The following is a 20,273-nucleotide window of genomic DNA, read 5'->3' as shown; positions in this document are numbered from 1 at the left end:
CGCTGAAGCTGACTTGGCTGGTCCTCCTTGATGCGGATCGCGCCCCGCACTGGGGTGTGCCGACAGCCAACGGGCTGATCGAGTGCGCCCGAAGCTGGTGGCCGCCAAGGTGAGCGGTGGTCACCTGGTGCCGGTGATCTGCGGTCCGGGCGGTCCGGGGTGAGCTTTTGGATCTCGAGCAGGTCCAGGCCGAGCGCCTCGGTCTCGGCCAGCACGCCGTACAGCGCCGACCGGTCCAGCAGGCCGGTGAGCACGGTGTGCGGGCCGCGACGCTGCGGCACCAGCGCTGGAAACGCCGACAGCACGGTGGCGCCGAGGTGCCCGTCGATCCGGATGATGTACGGGGCGGGTGCCGAGTCCATGGCGCCATGGTCGAGCGCGGGCAGGTGACCCCGCATCACCGGGATCCGGTGGCGGCCGGGCTAGCGCGTGCGGCGGCCGGCCAGCAGCCGCAGTTCTCTGGCGCGTTTCACGGCCGAGGACCGGTCACGGACCTGGAGCTTGGCGTAGATGCTGCGCAGGTGTGTGCTGACGGTGTTCGGCGAGACGGAGAGTTCACTGGCGATCTCGGGCCGGGACAGGTTGGTCGGCAGAAAACGCAGCACCCTGAGTTCGGTCGGGCTGAGTTCCTCCGCAGGCGGCAACGCGGCCGGCTCTTCCGCCGCCGGGGACGAGCCGTGGAGGACGTCGAGGATGTCGGCGAGCAGCGCGGCGTGCGCGGTCTGGTGCTGGGGCAGTGCCTCGAGCAGTTCTGCTGAGCCGGTCATCGCGAACGGCAGGACCAGCCGGTCGGACTCCGCCAAGGCCAGCGCCTGTTCCGTGGCCTGGTTCGCCGCGTGCTGGTCACCGAGTTCACGATGGGCGAGCCCGGCGAGCAGATGCGCCTCGACGACCGTGACGTAACCGAGGACCGGTGCCGTGCCACCGAGAACATCGTGCAACGCACCCAGGGCTCCTGGCGCATCGCCTTCCGTGAGGCAGATCGCCGCGCGGGCATTATGGATCTCACCTGAGCCGGCCCGTTCGTCATCGAGCGCCGCGAGGGCGGAGCGGGCTTCGCCGGGCAGCCCGAGGCGGGCTTGCGTGGCGAGGCGCCAGCCGGTCATCTGGCTCGCCAGCGCCCACGATCCCTCCAACCGCGATGCCAGGTGTTCGGCCGCGCCGAACTCCTCGAGCGCCTCCCGGCGGCGGCCGCGACCGGCGTGCAGCATCGCGGCCGTCTGGTGCAGCAGCAGCCTGATGTCCGGCCCGGTGTCCGTTCGCAGAGCCCGTTCGGTGCGCCGCAACCACCGCTCGCCCTCGTCGAACTCACCCAGCCACACCATCGTGCCGACGAGCGTCATCAGCGCGGGTGCGATCACCGGTTCCGTGCCCCAGCCGTACCGTTCGGCGAGCTCCATCGCCTCGAGATAGAGACCGGGCGGGCGGCCTCACCATCCGCCCCGGCCGGCGGCCGGGACCACCGCCCCGGCCCGGCTCTGCTGGTCATCGCCACCGCCCAGCTCATGGTCGTGCTCGACGCGACCATCGTGAACGTTGCCCTCCTGGACATCCAGAAGGCAGTCGGCTTCTCCGGCAGCAGCCCGGAGTGGGTGGTGAACGCCTACGCGGTCACCTTCGGCGGCCTGCTCCTGCTCCTGCTCCTGCTCCTGCTCGGCGGCCGCGCCGGCGACATCCTCGACCGGCGGCGGATGTTCGTCTTCGGCCTGCTCCTGTTCTCCGCAGCGTCGCTGCTCGGCGGGTTCGCCACCAGCCAGTCGTGGCTGCTCACCGCGAGGGCGGTACAGGGAGTCGGCCAGGCCCGACAGCTCACCGCCGTCTCCGTACCTGGCGTGAGGTGGGTCGGCGAGCAGCTGTGTCGCATCACCCTCCTCCCGGCGGAACATGAGCCGTAGCCCTCCCCGATACGCTCCACGGCCGGGGGCCTTTTTGGCCGTGGCTCGCGAGTTCAGGTCAACATACCGTCGCCATGCGAAGTGGTCATGTCTGGTTCACCCCTTGGCAATCTTGTTTCACCAGCCTCACGCGAAGAGTGTCGATCACCAAGGACACATCTTTCGAGAATGCGGGGGGCCGTAGATGCGAAGACGTCACGTGTACCGCGGATTATTCGCGGCGGTGGTCGGCGGAGTACTCACGCTGACCACCGCGACCGTTGCCCAAGCTGCGCCACCACCGCTCACCGATCCAGCAAAGGCGACAGCGATTGCCGGCCGGCTGGGCAACAAGCGCGCGGCCGGTGTCTACTACCGCAACGGACGACTCGTCGTCGCGGTCACCGATCAGGCCGCGGTGGAAACCGTGCGAAGTGCCGGCGCGGTAGCGGAGTTCGTCCCCTACAGTACGGCCGACCTCGAGTCTGCCAAAGTAGAACTGGATCAGCTGGAGGGGATTCCCAATACCGCCTGGAGTATTGATCAGAGCAGCAACCGGGTGGACGTACAGATCTACGACGGGGTTTCCAGCGCCGACAGATCCCGAATCGAGAACGCCGTCTCTGGATACGGAGATGCGGTCGACATAACGGAACACTCCGGAAAAATCGAAAGGACCGCCTACGCCATGCGCGGCGGTCTGGGTATAACGTCGCAATACACCTCCGGTGGAACGAACTGGACCGTCACCTGCAGCGCCGCGTTCAACGTGCAGGACGACACGGGTACAGGTCCCAAGTACATGCTCACCGCCGGACATTGCATGAACAATGGCGCTGTCACCTGGCACCGCAGGAGCGGGGACATCCCCCTCGGAAGCGCCATCGACTGGGTCTACGGAAACGATACGAACCAGTCCGACTACGGGTTGGTGGAGTACACCAACAGCGACGTCACGCCGTACGGGACGATCCAGTACAAGGACGGCTCGGAAGGGCAGATATCCAGTTCCGCCGCTGCGTACGAGAACGAGGAGGTGAAGCGCGTGGGGACCGTGAGCCAGGACTTGGTGGGCAAGGTGCTCGCCACGGAAGCGACGGTTACCTACGACGAAGGCACCACCCTCCACCACATGATCGAGGCCAGCAACTGCACTGTGCACGGTGACAGCGGAGGAGCCCTCTTCAGCGGTGAAACGGCTCTGGGCATCTCGTCGGGCGGCAACTACGCCGACCAGCCCTGTGGAGATTCCGACTCCCAATCGGATCGTTCCAGTTGGTACGAGCCGGTGTGGCGCGTGCTCTCCTGGGAGCACCTGAAGGTCTATTAGCCGCACGCCGTCCCGCGCCGTCTGCGGTCTTGACGGAAACCCCGCAGGCGGCGCGAGAGGCCGTGAGTGAACCCGGACGCCTCTCGCCGCGTCGAAGTTGTGGACCGAGGCCGGCGCCAGGAGTTGAAGAGTGTCCGCGCCATGTTCTCAGCAGGGAATCCGTCGTCGGCTACCTCCAAGGAAACTCCATGAACACGCAAGCGAAGCGCCCCGTCAGCCTGCTCCTTGCGCTCCTCCTGGGTGCCTGTCTCCTTGCCGGTTGCGGCGATGATCAGCGCGGCGACGGTGGCCATGCGAACAATGACTCCCTGCAGAAGCAGGAGAGGCGCGCTCGTGAAGTGGCCGACGCCTGGCAGGGGTCCGCAGCCGCCTCTGCCTGGAGCCAGGGCTACTACCCGATGGCCGACGTGGTGCAGACGCCGGAATCCGGCTGGCTCACCGAGAGGGACGCGCGGGCCTACGAGAGCAAGAACTTCGTCTTGCGCGGCAAGCTGCCGATCACTGCGACCGTGCGCGGGAAGGTGGAGTGGGGGAGCGGAGCCCCCCTGAGCCGTCCGCTGATGGGTGCGCAGAAGGCGTACCAGTCGTTCGCCCTCAACAGGAGTGAGGGACCCAGGCTGACCGTGACGGGAGCGAGGCTCGGCGAAACGACGATCACGACGAGCCGAGGCTCGGCGGCCGTTTCCGCCTGGTTGTTCACACTGGAGGGCTACGACACCCCGCTCAGGCGAGTTGCGGTCACCCCGTCAAAGCTTCCCAAGCCGCCGATCGGACAAGCTCAGCAAGGATCTGTCGGCGGTCTCAGGCGTGTCGCACGGCTGGCCGGGACGGCGTTGGACGGCCGGTCCATCACGGTGAGGGCCACTCATGGAGCCTGCGACGACGGTCCCGCCGTGAAGGTACTGGAGACGGACGAGAGCGTAGTTCTGTACGCCTCCGTCGCGGGGGCGCAAGGCGGCCCCTGCAGCACCGAAATGCTCGAACAGAGCGTGAAGGTGCAGCTGCGGCAGCCGCTGGGTGACCGCATTCTCCTGGACGCTCTCACCGGTCGGCCAGTGCCATACGGAGAGCCCGACGGGCAGTCGCCGAGCTGGACCTAGGGTGCCGTTCACTCCATTCAGAAAGCCGATCACTGTTGGAGACGGCGAATGGATCTGGATGCAGGCGCAGCGACACCGACGTCCGACCCGTAGGGAACGTCGACGACAGCCGTGAACAGACCGCTCATCGGCCTCGCGGACTGGTGTTGTTGACCCGTACGACAGTCCTCGCCGTCGGCACCGGGCGCGGTCGTGGTCGCGGTCGACTACCGGCGGGCGCCCGAGTCCCCCTATCCCGCACCCCTGCGCGAAACGCAACTACATCGACGACACCGGCCTCGGCGGACTTCCGGAACATGCCTCCGACCGTCGTCGCCACCGCCGAGTAGGACCCGCTGCACGACGAGGGCGTCGAACTGGCGGCGAAGATGCGCGCCGCGGGAGTGGCCGTACGCCACGTACCGGGTGAGGGGCTGGTGCACGGCTACTTCCTGATGCAGGGCATCGTTCCGGCGGCGGCCGCGTGCGCCCGACGGGTCAGCAGGGCACTGGACATGCTGCTGAACCCGCAGGACGTGGAAGCCGCGAGCAGTTTGCCCCGGGGAGACCCAGGCGATCGGTGAGACCCGATGTCGTCGGGCCGGCGGGCCGGCGGCGGACGGGTTCGCCGGTGGAGCGGAACCCGGTCAAGGATCCCTAGGGAGCGGCCTGTTGAGTTGCTTCCCCCTGCGGCGGCAGGGTCGCCTGGAGCCGGCGGAGCCCGTCGATGAAGACGTTCAGCCCGTAGGTGAACCGCTCCGCCGGGTCCGTGCCCGTCAGTGAGTCGAGTGCCGCCGCGTACTGCGGTGACACCTTCACGTTGAGGCGCTCGGTGCGGATCCGCCAGTCGTGGTCGGGCGGCAGCCGCAACTGGGCCTGTTCCTCGATGCTGTGACCGAGCACGTAGTAGAAGAGGGCGAAACTCATCCAGCCCGCCTGGGCAGGGGGCAGGCCGGCTCCGCAGAGCACCCGGACGGCCATGTCCGAGCCGATGATGGTGTTCGCTCCGGGGGCGAACGTGCCGGCCACCACATTGGCGCCGTCGCGATGATTGAGCAGGGCTGTACGGAGCCGGTTGCTCAGAATCTGGATCTGCTCGGGCCAGGAGACGTCCGGCAGGGGGTCGCCGATGCCCTCGACGATCTTGTCGGCCACGGCGTCGAGCAGGGCCTCCTTGTTCGGGAAGTGCCGGTAGAGAGCGCCACCTTGCACGTTGAGTGCTGCGCTGAGCTTGCGCATCGTGAGCTGGTCGAGACCCTCGGCGTCGAGAAAGCGCAGTGCTTCCTCGACCACGTCGGTTTTGCGCAGCGGCATCGAGACTCCCTTGATTGACATCCTCCGGGCCGCATCGTACCGTGAACGTTGTTCACGTGAACGTTGTTCACTTGACTGTGATTCACTCGTGGTCAATCACTGAGGAGGCTTCATGCCCGGGACCCGAGATGCGTCGACGCCCTCTGTCTTACGGCCGAATCTGCCTCTCGGCGTCGTCGTGGCCATGTCCTGTCTCGCCCTGTTCATGGTCGTGCTCGACGCCACCATCGTCACCGTGGCCCTGCCGGACATGCGAGCCGGTCTGGGGCTGTCGACCGATCAGCAACAGTGGGTGGTCAGCGGCTACTTGATCACCTTGGGCGGCTTCCTGCTCCTGGCTGCCAGGGCAGGCGACCTCTTCGGACACAAGCGAGTGTTCCTGTTCGGCGCGGTCCTCTTCACTGTCGCCAGCCTGATCGGCGGTCTGGCGTCCGGCCCGGTCGTCCTGATCGCGGCCCGGATCGTCCAGGGTGCCGGGGCCTCCGCGCTCACCCCCACCAGCCTGAGCCTCATCACCGCGAGCCACACCGACGAGCGCGAGCGCGAGCACGCCCTGGCGCTGTGGAGCATGATGGGCGGGATCGCCGGCCTGGCCGGGGTGGTGCTCGGCGGGGTCCTCACCGCCGAACTGAGCTGGCGCTGGGTGCTGTTCGTCAACATCCCTCCCGGCATCGCACTGATCGCCGCCGGCCTGCTGTTCCTGCTTCCCCCCACCAGGACGGAGCGCATCCGGCTCGACCTGCCCGGTGGCCTGTGCGTCACCCTCGGAATCGGGGCACTCACTTACGGGCTCTCGGAGGCTTCCTCCGAGGGCTGGGGTTCCCCCGACACGCTGGTGCCCCTGATCGCGGCCGCGGTCCTCATCGCCGGCTTCCTGGTGGCCGAGGCCAGAGGCTCCAACCCGCTCATCCCGCTCGATCTGCTCCGGCCGCGGACGTTGCGGATCGCGAATGTGCTCATGTTCTGCCTCGGCGTGACGCTGACCGCCCTGCTCTTCTTCCTCTCGCTGTACTGCCAGCAGGTGCTCGGCTACAGCGCCTTGCGCACCGGCATGGCCATGCTGCCCGTCACCGTCATCTTCATCGTCGGCGGCCTCACCTCCCGTCAGCTCGTGCCCGTGGTCGGTCCCCGGCGCATGCTGGTGACCGGCGGCCTGATCTCCGCCACGGGCATCGCCTGGCTAGCCACCATCCCCACCCACTCCGCCTATGTGCCCCACATCCTCCTGCCCAACCTGGTCGGCGGATTCGGCGTCAGCATCATGCTGCTCGCCGTCACCATCAGCGGCACCTCCGGTGTGGCTCCCCGGAACGCCGGTGCCGCCTCCGGCCTGCTCAACACCTCCCGTCAGATCGGCGGAGCCGTCGGTCTCGCCGTGCTCGTGAACATCGCTTCCAGCGTGACCTCCCATGGGAGTGATGGCGAAGGCCGCCTCGACGCGCTCGTCCAGGGCTACCGCGTGGCGTTCCTCGTGAACGGCGGGCTCATGCTCGTCGCCGCGCTGGCCGCGCTCGCGTTGCCGGCGGTGGCGGTCAAGGGGAAGGCCGCCGAGCCGCTCGACGACCAGACGGCGCCCACGCGGCCGTAATCCGAAACGCTGTTTGCTGATTTGCTGCTCGTGATGGATCGGCCGGGCGAACGAGCCCGGTTCGATCCCTTTTGGTGGCCGGCCGTTGTTGGTGCTGTTGGTGCACGCCCTGGCCGAGGGCTACGCCGACAGGACTCGGAGTCGGCCGCGCAGCGGCGGCTGGTGGCCGGTCCTGCCTTCGGCCGCGCCGTCCTGAGCAACTCGTTTCACGACCACCGCCGCCCACAGGACCCCGTCGCGGAAGTCCTCGCCCCGCGGGACGGCTGCGGCTGTCGCGCCGTTGGCGGACATGGTTCCCTGGTGCTCCGGCAAGCCGGTCGGCACGGACTGCATGAACCGCACCGATGCGCCGATGCGTTCCTGAGGGGCATCGATCGGGTCGGGGACCTTGGCTCCGACTTCGCTCTTGCGGCTGATCAACGTCTCGTCCACATCGGTGAGGACGTGGAGACCTGAGGGCGTAATGGCGCGGAGAGGGGTCCACCGAGCCCACAGACCGTCCTTCGGCAGTGTTGAATCCCTTGGCGTTGTCCGGCCCGGGGAGCGTCTTGGGTATGTGCCCGTTTCGCCGCGGGAGTGGACACGGTTCCTGGGCGGCCGGCGGGTTTCCGGACGGCGGGATCTGCCGGGGCCGTGTGGACAGCGCGGACCGGGGTGTGGCGTGCAGGGTGGTGGTGTGGGGTCAGAGCTGGTTGGGGCGGAGGGTGGTTTCCAGTACTTCGTGGATGCGTTCGGGGAGGTCTTTGCGGTCGTGCAGTACCCATGAGATGTGCTGTGCGCCGAAGAATGCTGAGGTCAGTACGCGGCCGAGGGTCTGCGGGGCGCAGTCGGGGTGGAGCTGGCCCGCTTCGTGGGCTTCGGTGAGTACTTCGGTGAGGGTGGTGGTGAACCCCGTGTAGGGGGCGGGCAATGCGGCCTCGATGAATGCCCGTTCCACCTGCAGCCGGGCGCCGGCCTGGATGATCTTGTCGTCCCGGAAGGCGGTGGCTGTTCGTGTCAGGATGTTGCGTACGGCCTCCAGCGGGGAGCCGCTTGTCTGGCGTGCGGACTTGACCAGTTCCGTGAGCCGTTCGTAGAACTCGTCGGCCAGGGCGAGGGCGACGGCCTCTTTGTTGGCGAAGTGGAAGTAGACGGCGCCCTTGGTCATTTCGGCGAGTTCGGCGATGTCGAGGATGGTGACGCCGGGGAATCCCTTGTCGGCGAATGCCTCGGCGGCGGCGTTCAGCAGCAGGCGGCGGGTGCGCAGCGCGCGTTCCTGTTTGAAGGCCTGGCCCTTGGCGTTGGCCGTGCGGCTGGATCGCGGGCTTGCCGGGACGGAATCGGATGGCACGGGCTCTCCTGGTGCTTTGAGGTGCTGGTGTGCTGTGGGGTACGGCGAGGCGGACTCGGGGACCCCTCAATAAACATACCTTTTATCAGGTATGTTTATTCGGGCTGTCTCGTTCCGGGTGGGCCCGGGGTCATCTTCGGGGGTGCGGGCGGGTCGGGATGCGGGGGTGCCTCGGCGGTGGGGGTGCCGCCTCGCGCGAGGCGGGGTGTCCGGCCGGGCCGTGGACAGGACATGGAGAACCAGGTCACCACCTGGTGCGCAGCACGCCGTCACTGTCGGGCAGGGCGGCGTGGAACAGCGGGTGGCGTTCGTCGACGGTCAGGGGCAGGGAGTAGGCCGCCCTTGCGCCTGCTGTCAAAGTGGTGAGCTGTTGGTGGCGGGTCTCGTCGGTGATCGAGTGGTGGATCGTTCCGTCCGGTGTCTCCCAGACGACGTACACGGTTTCGTCCTGGGGCACTGCGGCGAGGACCGCATCGACATCGGGGGTGAGGTCGGGCCAGAGTGTCAGGAGGGCGCGTGGGCCGAGTACGACGCGGACGGTGTCGAGGTTGTTCTGGGTGAGGCGGTGCCAGCGGGTGGCGTTGCGGAGGTAGGTCTCCTCCAGGAGGAGCGTGCGCGGTGCGGCCAGCTCTGCGCGTACGCGTTCCCAGAACTCCTCGTCCGCGGCCTGCGTCACCTCTGGTTCCTCAGGGTCTGCGGCGTAGGGCGACGCCGTGATCGGTTCCGCGAACAGGCCGAGCTCGCGGGTCCGGGCGACGGCTGCTTCACAGGGCTGGTCGCTGCCGACGTACAGGTACTGGTCCCACCCGACGTGCACGGTGAACGTTTCCTGCTGCTCCAGCCGGCACCAGGCGCCCTGGCCACGGAGCATGGCCCGGACCAGCTCCAGCGCGACCGGCACTGAGACTTCGGCGCCGTCGTAGTAGCCGGTGAGGTCGGGCGGGAACAGCCCGGCGAGGCCGTGTCCCTCAACCGGCGCCTCCAGGCCGAAGTTGACGAAGCAGGTGACCTCCGGGTCACGGATCTCCAGCCGGTCGATGCCCGATTCCTGCGCGAAGGCGGCGATCGCCTCCAAGTAGGCTGCTTCGACCGGCCCGTGGTCGCTCACCGTGTCCTCAGCGCCGTTGTAGTGCCCGTGCTCGTCGCGGTCGGCGGGGTTGTACTTGGTTATCCGGTGGGTGAAGGACGGCGGCACGCTGCTCCCTGGACTGTGGGAAGGGGGATGTCAGCGTAGTACGTGGCCCCCGCCTGCCGGGTGCCTGCCGCGGCCTCTGCCGTCGGCCCTCTGGGCAGGAGCGCGTACTGCTGTGTCCGCCGCTGTCCTGAGGGTCCGGGCTGTCGCGCTGATGTCTGCGAAGCCTGCCTGCGCATGACCGGGACGCTGACGCATCCGCCTGCACCAGAGCCGGACTGCCCAGGCGTCGCGGGGACGGGACATGTCCTGTTCCATCTGGGTCCGGGTGGCGCGGTCTTCTGGCCTGGGGTGCCCGGACATGGTTGAGACTTCTGGTTGCGCGGTCGTCCCGGAACCTGCGACGCGGGTCAGGCTATGAGCAGGCGGAGGCCGAGATCTGCCGCGTCGAGGTCGGCGAGGTCGCTGTTGCGCTCGGCCCACCGGCCGGAGTCGAGGTCGTCGCTGAGGCGTTGCACCGCCCGCTGCTCGGCCTGCGGCCCGACCCTCGTCCACACCGACATCGCACGGCGTACGTGATCCTCCAGATACGCCCCCGGCCGGCGCCAGTACGCCTCGAACAGGCCGTCGGCGCAGTCCCACGGGATGGGCACCGGCTCGGCGCGGGCGCCGATCGCGTCGGCCATCCCGGCAAGCGAGGGAAACCTTGCGAGGACGGCGGCGAACTCGGGCAGGTAGTCGCGCGTGAGCCAGAACCGGTCCTGCCAGCCGGGCTCGTCGGTGTCGAACGTGAACACCACCGCATGCCGGGCCACGCGCCGCATCTCGCGCAGCCCCGCTATCGGGTCCCCCCAGTGGTGAACGGTGGAGACGGCCATCGCGACGTCGAAGGACTGGTCCTCGAACGGCAGGCTCTCCGCGGTGGCGGCCACGCAGGGCGCCGAGTCGGCAGGCCGCTGCCCCCGCATGACCGCCGATGGCTCCACCGCGGTCACGTCGCGATCAGCGGGCTCGTAGGAGCCGGTGCCGGCCCCGACGTTCAGAACCGTCTGCGCATCCCCGAGCGCGTCCCAGATCCGCGCGGCGATCCGCGGCTCGGTACGCCGTGTCGCGGTGTAAGCGCCGCCGATCGCGTCGTACAGCCGCGCACCCGGCATCTCCAGTTGCTCCTCCGGTGTCACCATCAGTCCCTTCGCCCGTGCCTCAAGTTCCCTGTCGATGGCCGCCATCATGGCGTCAGCGCGATCACGCCGCTCCAGCAGCAGGCCGCGCAGTCGGCGCAGGTGCGCGAGCGCATCGGTACACGGGTCGCCGACCAGTTCGGCAACCTCCCGCAGCCCGCAGCCCGAAACCCAACCGCCGATAGGCCAGCACCTCCCGCAGCCGCTCCACATCGCCCGCCGAATAGGCCCGGTACCCGGCCGCGGTCCGCGCCGACGGGCGAACGAGCCTGATCTCGTCATAGTGATGCAGTGTGCGGACGCTCACGCCGACCAGCTCGGCCACCCGTCCAACAGTCCAGTGATCCTCCACGGCACTAACTGTGCAGCCTGACCCCACGTGAGGGTCAAGAGCCTTACTCACGGCAGCAAGAGCCGAACGCGAAGCAGCGGTCCGAGGCGACTCCTCCAAGCCGGAGCGGTGGTCTGGTTCAGAGAGGCCTGGAACCGGATGAGGGGGCCCGTACCGCCCGGGTGACATCGGAAGAGTCACTGACATCGATCACGATGCCCGCCCCGGAATGACTTCCGAAGCCGCTCCGAGACGGCTCCCTCGGAAACTGGCACAGCCAGCCGCCAGCCGCCAGCCGCCAGCCGCCAGCCGCCAGCCGCCAGCCGCCAGCCGCCAGCCGCCAGCCGCCAGGCGGCCTCCGGCTCGGGCCGCTCCGCGGCGCGGCGCGGGCGGAGATCCTCTCCGGGAAGACCCGCGTCACCCGGCCTCGGTGAGGAGTCGAGCCGTGCGTCGAGGCACTGCCGGGCAGGGCGTGCAGCGCGCTGCGCGTGGGCCGGTGCTGCAGGCCGTTCGCCGGGGGCGGTGGTGGTGTGGTGGCCGGAATCGGGCCGGAGTCGTCGCGGAAGTCCTCCAGGCGCACGCTCATGTCCGTGCCCTCCCGGGCTCCTTGCCCGGCTTCTTCCCGGGCTTCCTGCCGGGTGGAGGCTGTGCTGGGCGGCGGTGTCTGTGGCGCCTGGTTGCCGGTGGTGCCCTTGGGGGGTGGCTGGAAGTGCCCCTGGGGGTCCGAGGGGGGTTCGGGACCCTTGCAGATACCTTCTGGTAGGTATATTTTTTGCCGCGCGCCACGAATGTCGGCCCGAGAGGGCGTCAGATGTGACCACAGACTGGGGGGATCATGCGTCATGCAATGTCCGGGCAGGGGCCTGTCGATCTACTGACTCCCGTGACCGCGTCCGTCCGGCAGCAGCTTGCCTTTGTGCGGCCCATCCCGCGTCACCTGGTTCACCGGGCGTCGGTGGCGGAGGTCTATCTCACCGATGCCGTCGCCGAGGGGAAGGATCGTTTCCTGGTCGCCGCGCAGTGGCCGCGCGATCACGCGCTGTACCACCCGGACGGCAACGGCTGCGTGGATCCGCTGCTGTTTGTCGAAACGATTCGGCAGGCGCTGGTGTATCTGGCGCACGAGTTTTACGAGGTGCCGCTGACGCACCGGTTCGTCGGCCGGGACATGGACTTCGAGATCACCGATCCCGGCCTGTTCAAGGTCGGTGCGGTGCCGCTGCCCATCGTCCTGGAGGTGGCCTGGGCCTGGGTCGACCACCGGCCGCCGCAGCGCTGCGGCATGCGTATCGAGGCCGTTCTCACCGTCGGTGACGTGCCGTGCGGGCGGGGCAGTCTGCGGGTGGTCGCGGTGGACGAGAAGCGGTACGGGCTTCTCAGGCGGCGCGGAGGCCGGCCGGCCGGGGCGGCTGGGACGGGCGGGCCGGCCGGGGTGGCCGGGGCGGGCCGGGCGGTGCAGGCCGAGCGGCTCCCCGCCCACCGGGTGGGGCGGCTGCGGGCCAAGGACAGCGTTCTGAAGTCGGTCGGACGCCCGGGGGAGTGGGACCTGGAACTCGACCTGGGCCACGCCATCCTCTTCGACCACCCCACCGACCACGTGCCGCTCATGGTGCTGCTGGAGGGCTTCCGTCAGCTGGGATACCTGCAGACCAGTGAAGGGGGCGCCGCTGTCCCGCACACGCTGACCGGGGTGTCCATGGACTGTCTGGCCTTCGCGGAGCTCGACGCGCCCATCCGGCTGGTGATGACGCAGCACCGCCTGCCGGCGGACGCCGGAAGTCCGGAACTGCTGTGCGTCGAGGCGGTTCAGTCCGGTGTGCTGCTGTCGACCGTGTCGATGTCCTGGACCGCCGACCGCAGCGCGCCGGTGGCCGCTCCCGGGCTCGTCTGACGTACGCACGACTCCGCGGGCGCCCAGCGCTGCCGTACCGCACGGGGCACCCGGCGCCCGCGAGTGTCCGCAGGGCCGCGGCCCTGTTTCCCCCGATCCGCAACGGCAGGCCCAGGCCTGCCGGGCCCACGTCCTGGTCCGCGGCGTGAGGCGTCCGTGATACCTGAGGAGTCATCGTCATGACTGCTGTCGAGGGGCCCGCCCTGAAGGTCCCCGCCCCGGACCGCGCCCCGTCCGGGTCCCGGTCCGGGGCGGGGGCCGACCTGGCGGCCCGTGCCGCACAGGCGGCGGACGCGGCGGCCCGCCATGCCGCGCGGGCCGACCGGGACCGCGCTCTGCATCCCGAGGTGGAGCGGGCGGCCTGCGAGGCGGGCTTCGCCCGACACTTCGTACCGGGCCGCTGGGGCGGAGCACAGGGCACGTTCAGCGAACTGCTCCGCGCGGTCGCCGGGCTGGGCGAGGCGTGCGCCTCCGCCGCCTGGTGCGCTGCGCTGTGGGCCGCGCACGGCCGCTTCGCCGCCTATCTGCCCCCGGCCGGCCAGCGTGAGCTGTGGGCAACCAGTCCCGACGTGCGTATCGCGGCCGGTGTGATGCCGCCGGCCGGTTCCGCCGAGCCGACCGGCGACGGCTGGCGGCTGCAGGGCGAATGGGAGTGCGTCAGCGGCGCGGAGTCGGCCGACTGGCTGCTGCTCGCGGCCCGGGACACCTCCGGCGCCGAGTGCCCCGCACGGGTCTTTCTGGTACCACGCGAACAGGCTGCCGTGCGCGACGTGTGGCACAGCACGGGCCTGCGCGGCACCGGCAGCAACACGGTCGTCGTCGCCCCGGTCACCGTGCCCGGCCACCGCACCTTTGCCCTGACGGGCCTCCTGCACGGGACACCCGGGCCGGGACGCGCCCGCTGCCACAGCGTGCCCGCCCACATGGGGGCGGGCCTGCTCTTCGCCGCGCCGGCGCTGGGCAGCGCACGCCAGGCCCTCAAGGTCTGGTCGGCGTGGGCGTGCCCGCCCGCCGGTGCCGCTGCTCCCGCCCGTGCGCAGGCATCCGTACGGGAGACGCTGGCCCGTTCGTCGGCGGAGATCGACGCCGCCGCGCTGCTGCTGGAGCAGGCCGCGTGGCGGGCCGACACCGCCGCCGTCTCCGCGGCCGCCGTCACCCGCAACCGGCGCGACGCCGCTTTCGCCGCCGACCTGCTGGTGTCGGCCGTGGAGCGCCTCTTCCGCACGGGCGGCCGGCACGCCCGTGACGACAGCGGCTGCCTGCAGCGGTGCTGGCGCGACGTGCACACTGCCGCGGCGCACGGAGTCCTGCGCATGGAGACGGCGGCTGACGCCTACGCGTCGGCGGTCTGTGCCTGACCGGTCACCGCCTGCGCGCCTCCGGCCGTGTCCGGGGCCGGCATGACCCCCGATGACCTCGCCGTCGACCGCAACCCGGTGCCGACGGGACTGACAACCCGCCGCGGCGGCAACCGCGGGGCACGGCACCGTTGCTGAAGCACATTGCCGTGGCCACGACAGAAGAGGTTGCCTCCCGCACCGGCGGGGCCCAGGCCATTGGCCCAGGCCGAGCGGCGGTCAGCCGGTCGCCGCGCTGGAATCCGAATCCTGACGCACGCACCGGACGTCACGTCGTCTACAACCTGCACGTTCACTTGGTTTTTGTCACGAAGTACCGGCGGAAGGCATTCACCGACGCCATGCCGACCCGCACCGAAGAGATCATGCGGGAGGTCTGCGCCGACTTCGAGGCCGAGCTGAAACAGTTCAACGGCGAACAGGACCACGTCCACCTGCTCGTGCACTACCCGCCCAAAGTCCAGCTCTCCAAGCTGGCCAACTCCCTCAAGGGCGTCAGCTCGCGCAGACTCCGCCTGGGGGCACCTCCCGGCCGAAGGCTGGGGGAGAGTACGACACGCATGTCCGCCGGTACCTGTGGGGCGGACACTTCTGGTCCGGCTCCTACTTCGCCGGATCATGCGGCGGCGCACCGCTCACCGTCGTCCGCCAGTACATCGAGAACCAGCAGCGACCCACCTGACCGTCACCACCCAAGCGCAGAGAACTCCGGCGCTTCGCGCCTCCGCACCAAGGATGCGCCTCACCCCCGCCCTAAAGGACGGAGCACCGCGCAAGATCAGAGGTAGATGAACGCCTCCAGCACGAGAACGTCATCGCGGGTGATGTCGTCCACATGACGCAGGCTGCGGAGCGGCTCAATGCTCGCTGGGCGGACTCTCCCTCGATCGACGATGACTTGGCAACGAGACCCGCATATTGGAGGGGTGCCGACCCGGCACATCCGTTACGACAACCTGAAACCGGCGGTCAACCAGATCTGCACGGGCCGCGGCCGGGTGGAATCGGAGCGGTGGCTGACCTTCCGCGCGCACGACGGCTTCGACACCCGTCCACTGCGGAGCTGGTCGCGGATCTGTCCGATGACGCCGACTGCGGCCCAGCGGGCCATGAATCCGTAACACGTGCGCCCAGGGCGTTCTGTGGAATCAGCTTGTCAAGCAGCGGTCGTCATCCGGTGACTGTCATCGTCTGCTGCATCGCCGCTGCTCGGACGGCGGCTTCCTCAATCTGGCGTCGGCCAGTCTGGTCTCGGCTCCAGATGAATGCGCGCCAATGGCGCGGTGTCTCGCTGCTCCAGTTCCGGAACTCCTCGACCGCGACATTGTCGGACAGCCGCCACCGGACGGTGGGACCTGAGGCTTCGGGGACGTCGGTGAGGCCGTCGAGCTGCTCCGCGAGTGCGAAGCTGTCCACCTCGGCTGTGCTGCGGTCCCAGGTCGCGACCGTGTCGGTGAGGGCGTGGGATTCGATGAGTGCCGGGAGGGACGGGGCGATTTCGAGGAACGTGCCGCCTCCATCGTCCACTCCGACTCGTCCGTCTGTGTGCACCAGGTAGCGCACCGGAGAGGAGACACGTTCTCCGAACCAATCGAAGTACCAGCCGTGGGTAGAGCCGGTCGCCATGTGCTGGCCCAGGTCGTAGTGCCACTCGCGGAGCGTGTCGTGACGTTCGCCCTGGATGGTGTAGCTGCTTCGCACCTTGTAGCGGAGCCCGCCGTATCTCTGCTCGAACCCTTCCCGGCGGATGACGAGCATCATGGGTGTGGGGATCAACTGGCCAACGCAGTCCCGGATCCGCACGAACTCTGTGGAGAGTCGGGGCTCCTGCGGATGATCGCGCCAACCGGTTCGTTTGAGCAGACTCTGGGCACGGGTGGAAAGACCGGCGGGGTCATCCAGGATGTGCATCCTGCACTTCTTTTTCCATGTCAGGGTGTGGATTCGTAGGCTCTCACGCTACCGGGTCGAGGGCGGTCTGGGCGTCGTCGACCGCGGCGCGTTCGTCGTTGGTGAGGGGGATGTCGGCCAGCATCTTCTGGAGGTTCTCCTGCGCCTCCGGCAGTTGGCCTCTGCTGGAGTTCTGGAGTTCTGGAGTTCTTCGGGTGCAGAAGTCGCAGCGCGCGCAGGCCATGCGGTGCTGGCACTGCTCGAAGAGGGAGTAGGGCTCAAGGCACTCACGCGTTTACGGGCCCGCACGCTCTGGCTGTCCACGATGGCCGCATCTGGAGTGGGATCACGGCCGAGCTGCACCCGCTCGCGTTCGCGCGGCGCCGTCAACATCCGCTCCCACACGCCCTCTTGCTGCCCCCGCCGCCAGTAGTGGTGGACCGTCTGACACGGTGGCAGATCATGCGGCAGCAGTCTCCAGGCGCAACCGGCCCCCAGCCAGTACGCCAGCGCGTCGAGGAACCCCGCCGTGTGCGTTTCGCCGGCCGGCCACCAGACCTGACCGCCGGAACCAGCGAACGGAGGATCTCCCACTCCGGATCGGACAGATCCGTCGAGTAGCGAGTACGCAGCCCGCCCACCCAAGCCCCCGAAAGTGCGCCACCGCCCCGCTACCAGGCAACTTGCCCGCTGACAGGCTTTTCAGACGCCCTCCAACGCTCTGGAATGTTGCTGAGAACTGGCAGCAGGCAGTTGCGTCGGAACCTGGTCGACGTCAAGCAAATGTTGACCGTAGGCTCTCGGCGAAAGGCAGGTGCAGTGGACATCACGGTGCAGTGGATCAAGACGTCTTGGACGAAGCAGTCTCGGGGCGGGGAGGCCGCTGCCCGCAGGAACGCGGCGCCGGTCGCCTTCTCGTTGCCTCAGGTGCCCTCTGGGTTTGCCCACTTCGTCCAGATGTCCGAGCGTGACGGCTTCGAGCTTCGTTCGAGCCAGAAGGACCTTCGCGAGGTCGGTGTCAGCCTGCGGGACGAAGGTGATCGGCTCCGTGTGCTCGCTCGTGTGGAGCCGCTCTTCGGGCTGCCTCCTCGGCCCCGCAGGCCTCCGGCAGTTCGACTGCTTCCCGGGCAGTGGGTCCGCTGGCAGTTGAACTACCGGTTCACCAGCGCCCTGGGAATCCGTGGGTGGTCGTACTGGCTCGACACGTTCAACATCGCCTATGGCCCCGTCGGCCGGGATGTCTTCCTGTCGGAGCCGACCGTGATCGTCGATGAGTGCGGGCCAGTTCGATAGAGCAGGCTCACTGCGCTCAGACGGCTGCTCGTTCCGTTTGGGCGCGGGTGGTTGCGAGGCGGTAGGAATCGGTGCCGGTCTCGATGATGTTGCCGCCGAAGGTGAGGCGGTCGACGATGGCCGCGCGGAGACCGGGGTCGGCGAAGGTGTTGGTCCAGCCAGGAAACACGGGGATGCCGAGCGATCCGACGGACTTCCGCGGTGACGTCGGCCTGGACGTCCTCCGCCATCAGGGCCGCCCGCCGAACTGCCAGTTGCGCACCTCGATGTCGGCGTACCGGTCCGGGGTCAGGATGGCGCGTGCCGTCTCCGGGTCCGGCGCCCGGAGCAACACCGCCGTGCCCAGCCAGGTGGTGCCGTCGTCGGACAGCAGCGGCCCGTAGGCGATCAGCTCGTCCCGGTCGGGCGGCACCGCGAAGTCGGCGGCCTGTCCTGTGCCGAGGCCGAGCACCAGATACCGGTTGCCGCCGGTCCGGCCGCCGGGGAAGTCCCACATGGTGCGCCCCAGCGTGTTGCGCCACCGTCGCAGCAGCACGTCCCGGTAGGCGCCGGCCTGGTAGTTCGGCTCATCGAAGGCGAAAGCGCGGGCAGCGGCGGGATCGGGCAGGTCGACGATGTGCACGCTTCCGGTGGGTGTGTCGCCGTCGTCGGCGAGGGTTGGGCCCCGGGCGATCATCTCTTTCGCGTACCGGTCCATGTAGGACCAATGATCTTCCAGCAGTTCGTCGCGGAGCGGCAGGGAGCCGGGCCGGTCGCGGTGGTAGCAGAGGAACTCCATGTCCATAGGGTCTCTTCAAGGAGGTAACCAGGGCGAGCGAGTTTCACCGCAGGCTCCCCTGAACTAAAGGGTGCTCTGGATGTTCTAGTCACGAGCACTTGTTGATGGCTGTGAAGAGGACTCCGGTACTGGCAGACGACGGGCATAATGCGTCATCACGAGATGCTGTGCGCCCAACGTGATGCCGAGGCCGAGCCATAGGGCGTTGCCGTTGAACGGCTCACCGAAGGCCGCTTCCGCGATCACGCCGAGCCCCTAGTTTGACGAAGACGGTGGCGAGCCACAGCAGCAGCGTCACGCGGCCGCCCTTGCGGTACAGCCGCCCGCCTGCGTCCCGCCACATCGGCATGGTGCGGCCGCGGAGGATCCCGGCAGCCACCGACACGACCAGCCCGGCGACCAAGAACGCGACCCCGGCCGAGGTCGTACGGCTCGGACCTGGCGGGACACAGCCACGCACGATCAGGAGGGGCCCTGACGATCTTCAGAGAACTCGCCGCGCCTACCCACCTGGTCGAGAGGTCGTTCTGTCGCGGCCGGCGATCTGCCGGAACGCAGACACGCCGAGGTCGACCGCCCGGGCGCGGCGGCTCACCTCGGCGTCGAGTTGGGAGAGCTTGCCCTGGGCGCCGACGAGGCTGACCTGTAGGTCCTCGACCTCACCGAGCCAGCCTTCTCGCTCGGCTTCGGCAATGCGGGCGAAGAAGGTGTCGCGGATCTCGAGCAGTCGTGGCTGCCGGGTCGGGTCCGGTCGAAGGAGTGAGCATCGGACACAAGCGTGCTCACGGATGCAAGGAGATCCGAAGGCACGTGCGCAGGTGCCGACGGATACTTTCCGTTTCTAGAAGTGGGCCAGGGAAGCGTCCCACTCCTCATCGGTCGGGGTTCGGTACTCTCCGCCGGGACGAGAGGCTCGGCGGTGGGCGATGAACGCCCGGTGGGCCTCGATGGTCTCGGCGGGGTAGACGGCCAATGGTGGAGTCGGGTACTGGAACTGCCCGAATGCCTCCCCCTACGCCTGTTGGATCATGAGCTCCATTCGTCGCAGTACTCGATGTGGATCTCTCGCGCGTCGCCGAGGATGCCGTCGTTGGAGTGGAGCTCCGTGCAGAAGTACGGGTAGTTCGGGTGGATGGGGACGTAGCCGGGCCCGTTGCGAGCGACGTCGAGGAAGTGCCGGGCGGTCTCCCTGAACACCTTGGCACTGCCGGTCATGAAGAGGGCCTCGGCATGGATGTGCTGGTGAAACAGGTCCCGGTTCTCCTGGTAGTGCCGTGCCTCGTGGTCGACCACGACATCGCTTTCGAGTCCTGGGTCGGGCAGCGTTACGGTCCGCGGACGGCCTGGGCCGAGGCGGCTGCGGATCTCTTTCCAGCGTGCCGGCGCGAACTGCAGCGAGTGATGCAGCAGTACGAGATCAAGCTGGCGTGTCGCGTCCTCCGGCCGTTCGCGGGAAGGGGGCTGGTTGCCACGTATCGGCAGGTGGATCAGCGCGCGTGGTGACGTGGCGGCGAGTGCCCATAGGCAGCCGATCCGGCGTGCGGCGTCCTCGTCGAGGTAGGTGTCCAGGTGCCGGTCGTGATCGATGAGCACCGCGTGGGGGAGTGGTTGGGCAGGGCGGATGACTTTGAACTCCGTTGCTCCGAGGCGTGCGTGCTGGATGATGATGGGCAGTCTCATTGATTCTCCGAGACACGTTGACTGACGTGCGAGTAGACGGCGGTGGAGCTGTCGCGGTCGTGACCGACCTGCTGCTGGATTATCTTGAGTCCGGACCTACCTGCCTCGTCCCTGTGACCTTGGCGTTCGCGTTGACGACGTTGTTGTCGAAGCAGAGTTGGCCGTGTCGGCGGCATGAAGGACAGCTGACTGATCGATACCGGGATACCGGGTCGAGACGCATC

The 20,273-nt window shown here is 68.6% G+C and carries 18 protein-coding genes and 4 pseudogenes; 10 read left to right on the top strand and 12 right to left on the bottom strand.

All coding sequences use genetic code 11. From position 1 onward, the window contains the following. Positions 1-422: 422 nt before the first annotated feature. A complete protein-coding gene (locus ACFYW8_RS35580; RefSeq protein ID WP_389088130.1) occupies positions 423-1,400 on the bottom strand; it encodes a LuxR C-terminal-related transcriptional regulator in 978 nt (325 codons plus the stop codon). A 9-nt stretch (positions 1,401-1,409) separates the two neighbouring features. Between ACFYW8_RS35580 and ACFYW8_RS35575 the strand changes: the two genes are divergently transcribed. The 4 genes from ACFYW8_RS35575 to ACFYW8_RS35560 all read left to right on the top strand — a co-directional run bounded on the left by ACFYW8_RS35575 (position 1,410) and on the right by ACFYW8_RS35560 (position 4,867). Beyond that, positions 1,410-1,895 (top strand): MFS transporter, encoded by a 486-nt coding sequence (locus tag ACFYW8_RS35575; RefSeq protein WP_389088306.1) that lies wholly within the window; start codon positions 1,410-1,412, stop codon positions 1,893-1,895. Positions 1,896-2,094: 199 nt separating this feature from the next. Beyond that, complete coding sequence (locus ACFYW8_RS35570) at positions 2,095-3,204, top strand: S1 family peptidase (RefSeq protein WP_389088125.1); 1,110 nt, start codon at positions 2,095-2,097, stop codon at positions 3,202-3,204. A 188-nt stretch (positions 3,205-3,392) separates the two neighbouring features. Beyond that, positions 3,393-4,304: a hypothetical protein gene (locus ACFYW8_RS35565; RefSeq protein ID WP_389088120.1), complete on the top strand. Its 912-nt coding sequence runs from the start codon at positions 3,393-3,395 to the stop codon at positions 4,302-4,304. Positions 4,305-4,672: 368 nt separating this feature from the next. Continuing rightward, positions 4,673-4,867: a hypothetical protein gene (locus ACFYW8_RS35560; protein WP_389088115.1), complete on the top strand. Its 195-nt coding sequence runs from the start codon at positions 4,673-4,675 to the stop codon at positions 4,865-4,867. 73 nt (positions 4,868-4,940) lie between these two features. Here the strand turns inward: ACFYW8_RS35560 and ACFYW8_RS35555 are convergent, their stop codons facing one another. Continuing rightward, positions 4,941-5,597, bottom strand: coding sequence for a TetR/AcrR family transcriptional regulator C-terminal domain-containing protein (locus ACFYW8_RS35555; RefSeq protein WP_389088110.1), 657 nt, complete (start codon positions 5,595-5,597; stop codon positions 4,941-4,943). 184 nt (positions 5,598-5,781) lie between these two features. Here ACFYW8_RS35555 and ACFYW8_RS35550 point away from each other — a divergent pair, with 184 nt between their 5' ends. Next, on the top strand, positions 5,782-7,185 hold the full coding sequence (locus ACFYW8_RS35550; RefSeq protein WP_389088105.1) for a DHA2 family efflux MFS transporter permease subunit: 1,404 nt from the start codon (positions 5,782-5,784) through the stop codon (positions 7,183-7,185). Positions 7,186-7,305: 120 nt separating this feature from the next. Here the strand turns inward: ACFYW8_RS35550 and ACFYW8_RS35545 are convergent, their stop codons facing one another. The 4 genes and pseudogenes from ACFYW8_RS35545 to ACFYW8_RS35530 form a co-directional block, all read right to left on the bottom strand. Beyond that, positions 7,306-7,617 carry a hypothetical protein gene (locus tag ACFYW8_RS35545; protein ID WP_389088100.1) on the bottom strand — a complete coding sequence of 104 codons (312 nt, stop codon included), beginning with the start codon at positions 7,615-7,617 and terminating at the stop codon, positions 7,306-7,308. Between the two features lie 250 nt (positions 7,618-7,867). Then, a complete protein-coding gene (locus ACFYW8_RS35540) occupies positions 7,868-8,515 on the bottom strand; it encodes a ScbR family autoregulator-binding transcription factor (protein ID WP_389088095.1) in 648 nt (215 codons plus the stop codon). Between the two features lie 244 nt (positions 8,516-8,759). Next, on the bottom strand, positions 8,760-9,710 hold the full coding sequence (locus tag ACFYW8_RS35535) for an RNA-binding protein (protein ID WP_389088090.1): 951 nt from the start codon (positions 9,708-9,710) through the stop codon (positions 8,760-8,762). A gap of 347 nt (positions 9,711-10,057) precedes the next feature. Next, a pseudogene (locus tag ACFYW8_RS35530) lies at positions 10,058-11,180 on the bottom strand (methyltransferase domain-containing protein). Positions 11,181-12,042: 862 nt separating this feature from the next. On the opposite strand from ACFYW8_RS35530, the gene ACFYW8_RS35525 reads away from it, so the two are divergent. The 4 genes and pseudogenes from ACFYW8_RS35525 to ACFYW8_RS35510 all read left to right on the top strand — a co-directional run bounded on the left by ACFYW8_RS35525 (position 12,043) and on the right by ACFYW8_RS35510 (position 15,529). After that, complete coding sequence (locus ACFYW8_RS35525) at positions 12,043-13,050, top strand: ScbA/BarX family gamma-butyrolactone biosynthesis protein (protein ID WP_389088085.1); 1,008 nt, start codon at positions 12,043-12,045, stop codon at positions 13,048-13,050. Positions 13,051-13,229: 179 nt separating this feature from the next. Continuing rightward, complete coding sequence (locus ACFYW8_RS35520; protein ID WP_389088078.1) at positions 13,230-14,408, top strand: acyl-CoA dehydrogenase family protein; 1,179 nt, start codon at positions 13,230-13,232, stop codon at positions 14,406-14,408. Between the two features lie 284 nt (positions 14,409-14,692). Beyond that, positions 14,693-15,090: pseudogene (gene tnpA, locus ACFYW8_RS35515) on the top strand (IS200/IS605 family transposase). Between the two features lie 244 nt (positions 15,091-15,334). Beyond that, complete coding sequence (locus ACFYW8_RS35510) at positions 15,335-15,529, top strand: hypothetical protein (protein ID WP_389088075.1); 195 nt, start codon at positions 15,335-15,337, stop codon at positions 15,527-15,529. 49 nt (positions 15,530-15,578) lie between these two features. On the opposite strand, the gene ACFYW8_RS35505 is transcribed toward ACFYW8_RS35510, so the two are convergent. The 3 genes and pseudogenes from ACFYW8_RS35505 to ACFYW8_RS35495 form a co-directional block, all read right to left on the bottom strand. Then, positions 15,579-16,319: a hypothetical protein gene (locus ACFYW8_RS35505; protein ID WP_389088070.1), complete on the bottom strand. Its 741-nt coding sequence runs from the start codon at positions 16,317-16,319 to the stop codon at positions 15,579-15,581. A 43-nt stretch (positions 16,320-16,362) separates the two neighbouring features. Then, positions 16,363-16,542 carry a hypothetical protein gene (locus ACFYW8_RS35500; RefSeq protein ID WP_389088322.1) on the bottom strand — a complete coding sequence of 60 codons (180 nt, stop codon included), beginning with the start codon at positions 16,540-16,542 and terminating at the stop codon, positions 16,363-16,365. A gap of 158 nt (positions 16,543-16,700) precedes the next feature. Further along, a pseudogene (locus ACFYW8_RS35495) lies at positions 16,701-16,892 on the bottom strand (transposase); the annotation flags it as partial. A 225-nt stretch (positions 16,893-17,117) separates the two neighbouring features. Here ACFYW8_RS35495 and ACFYW8_RS35490 point away from each other — a divergent pair. After that, the gene (locus ACFYW8_RS35490; RefSeq protein ID WP_389088301.1) at positions 17,118-17,591 is read left to right on the top strand and encodes a hypothetical protein; all 474 of its coding nucleotides are present in this window, start codon (positions 17,118-17,120) and stop codon (positions 17,589-17,591) included. A gap of 16 nt (positions 17,592-17,607) precedes the next feature. On the opposite strand, the pseudogene ACFYW8_RS35485 reads toward ACFYW8_RS35490, so the two are convergent. The 3 genes and pseudogenes from ACFYW8_RS35485 to ACFYW8_RS35475 form a co-directional block, all read right to left on the bottom strand. After that, positions 17,608-17,757 (bottom strand): annotated as a pseudogene (locus ACFYW8_RS35485) (ATP-binding protein); the annotation flags it as partial. A 63-nt stretch (positions 17,758-17,820) separates the two neighbouring features. Continuing rightward, positions 17,821-18,369 carry a YciI family protein gene (locus tag ACFYW8_RS35480; RefSeq protein ID WP_389088296.1) on the bottom strand — a complete coding sequence of 183 codons (549 nt, stop codon included), beginning with the start codon at positions 18,367-18,369 and terminating at the stop codon, positions 17,821-17,823. A 1,026-nt stretch (positions 18,370-19,395) separates the two neighbouring features. After that, positions 19,396-20,049: a hypothetical protein gene (locus tag ACFYW8_RS35475; RefSeq protein ID WP_389088065.1), complete on the bottom strand. Its 654-nt coding sequence runs from the start codon at positions 20,047-20,049 to the stop codon at positions 19,396-19,398. Between the last annotated feature and the right edge of the window lie 224 nt (positions 20,050-20,273).

This window comes from Streptomyces sp. NPDC002742, assembly GCF_042888885.1.
In the GTDB taxonomy this organism is placed as follows: domain Bacteria; phylum Actinomycetota; class Actinomycetes; order Streptomycetales; family Streptomycetaceae; genus Streptomyces.
The sequence above is the reverse complement of the archived record's forward strand: the minus strand, read 5'-3'. Positions and strand labels throughout refer to the sequence as shown.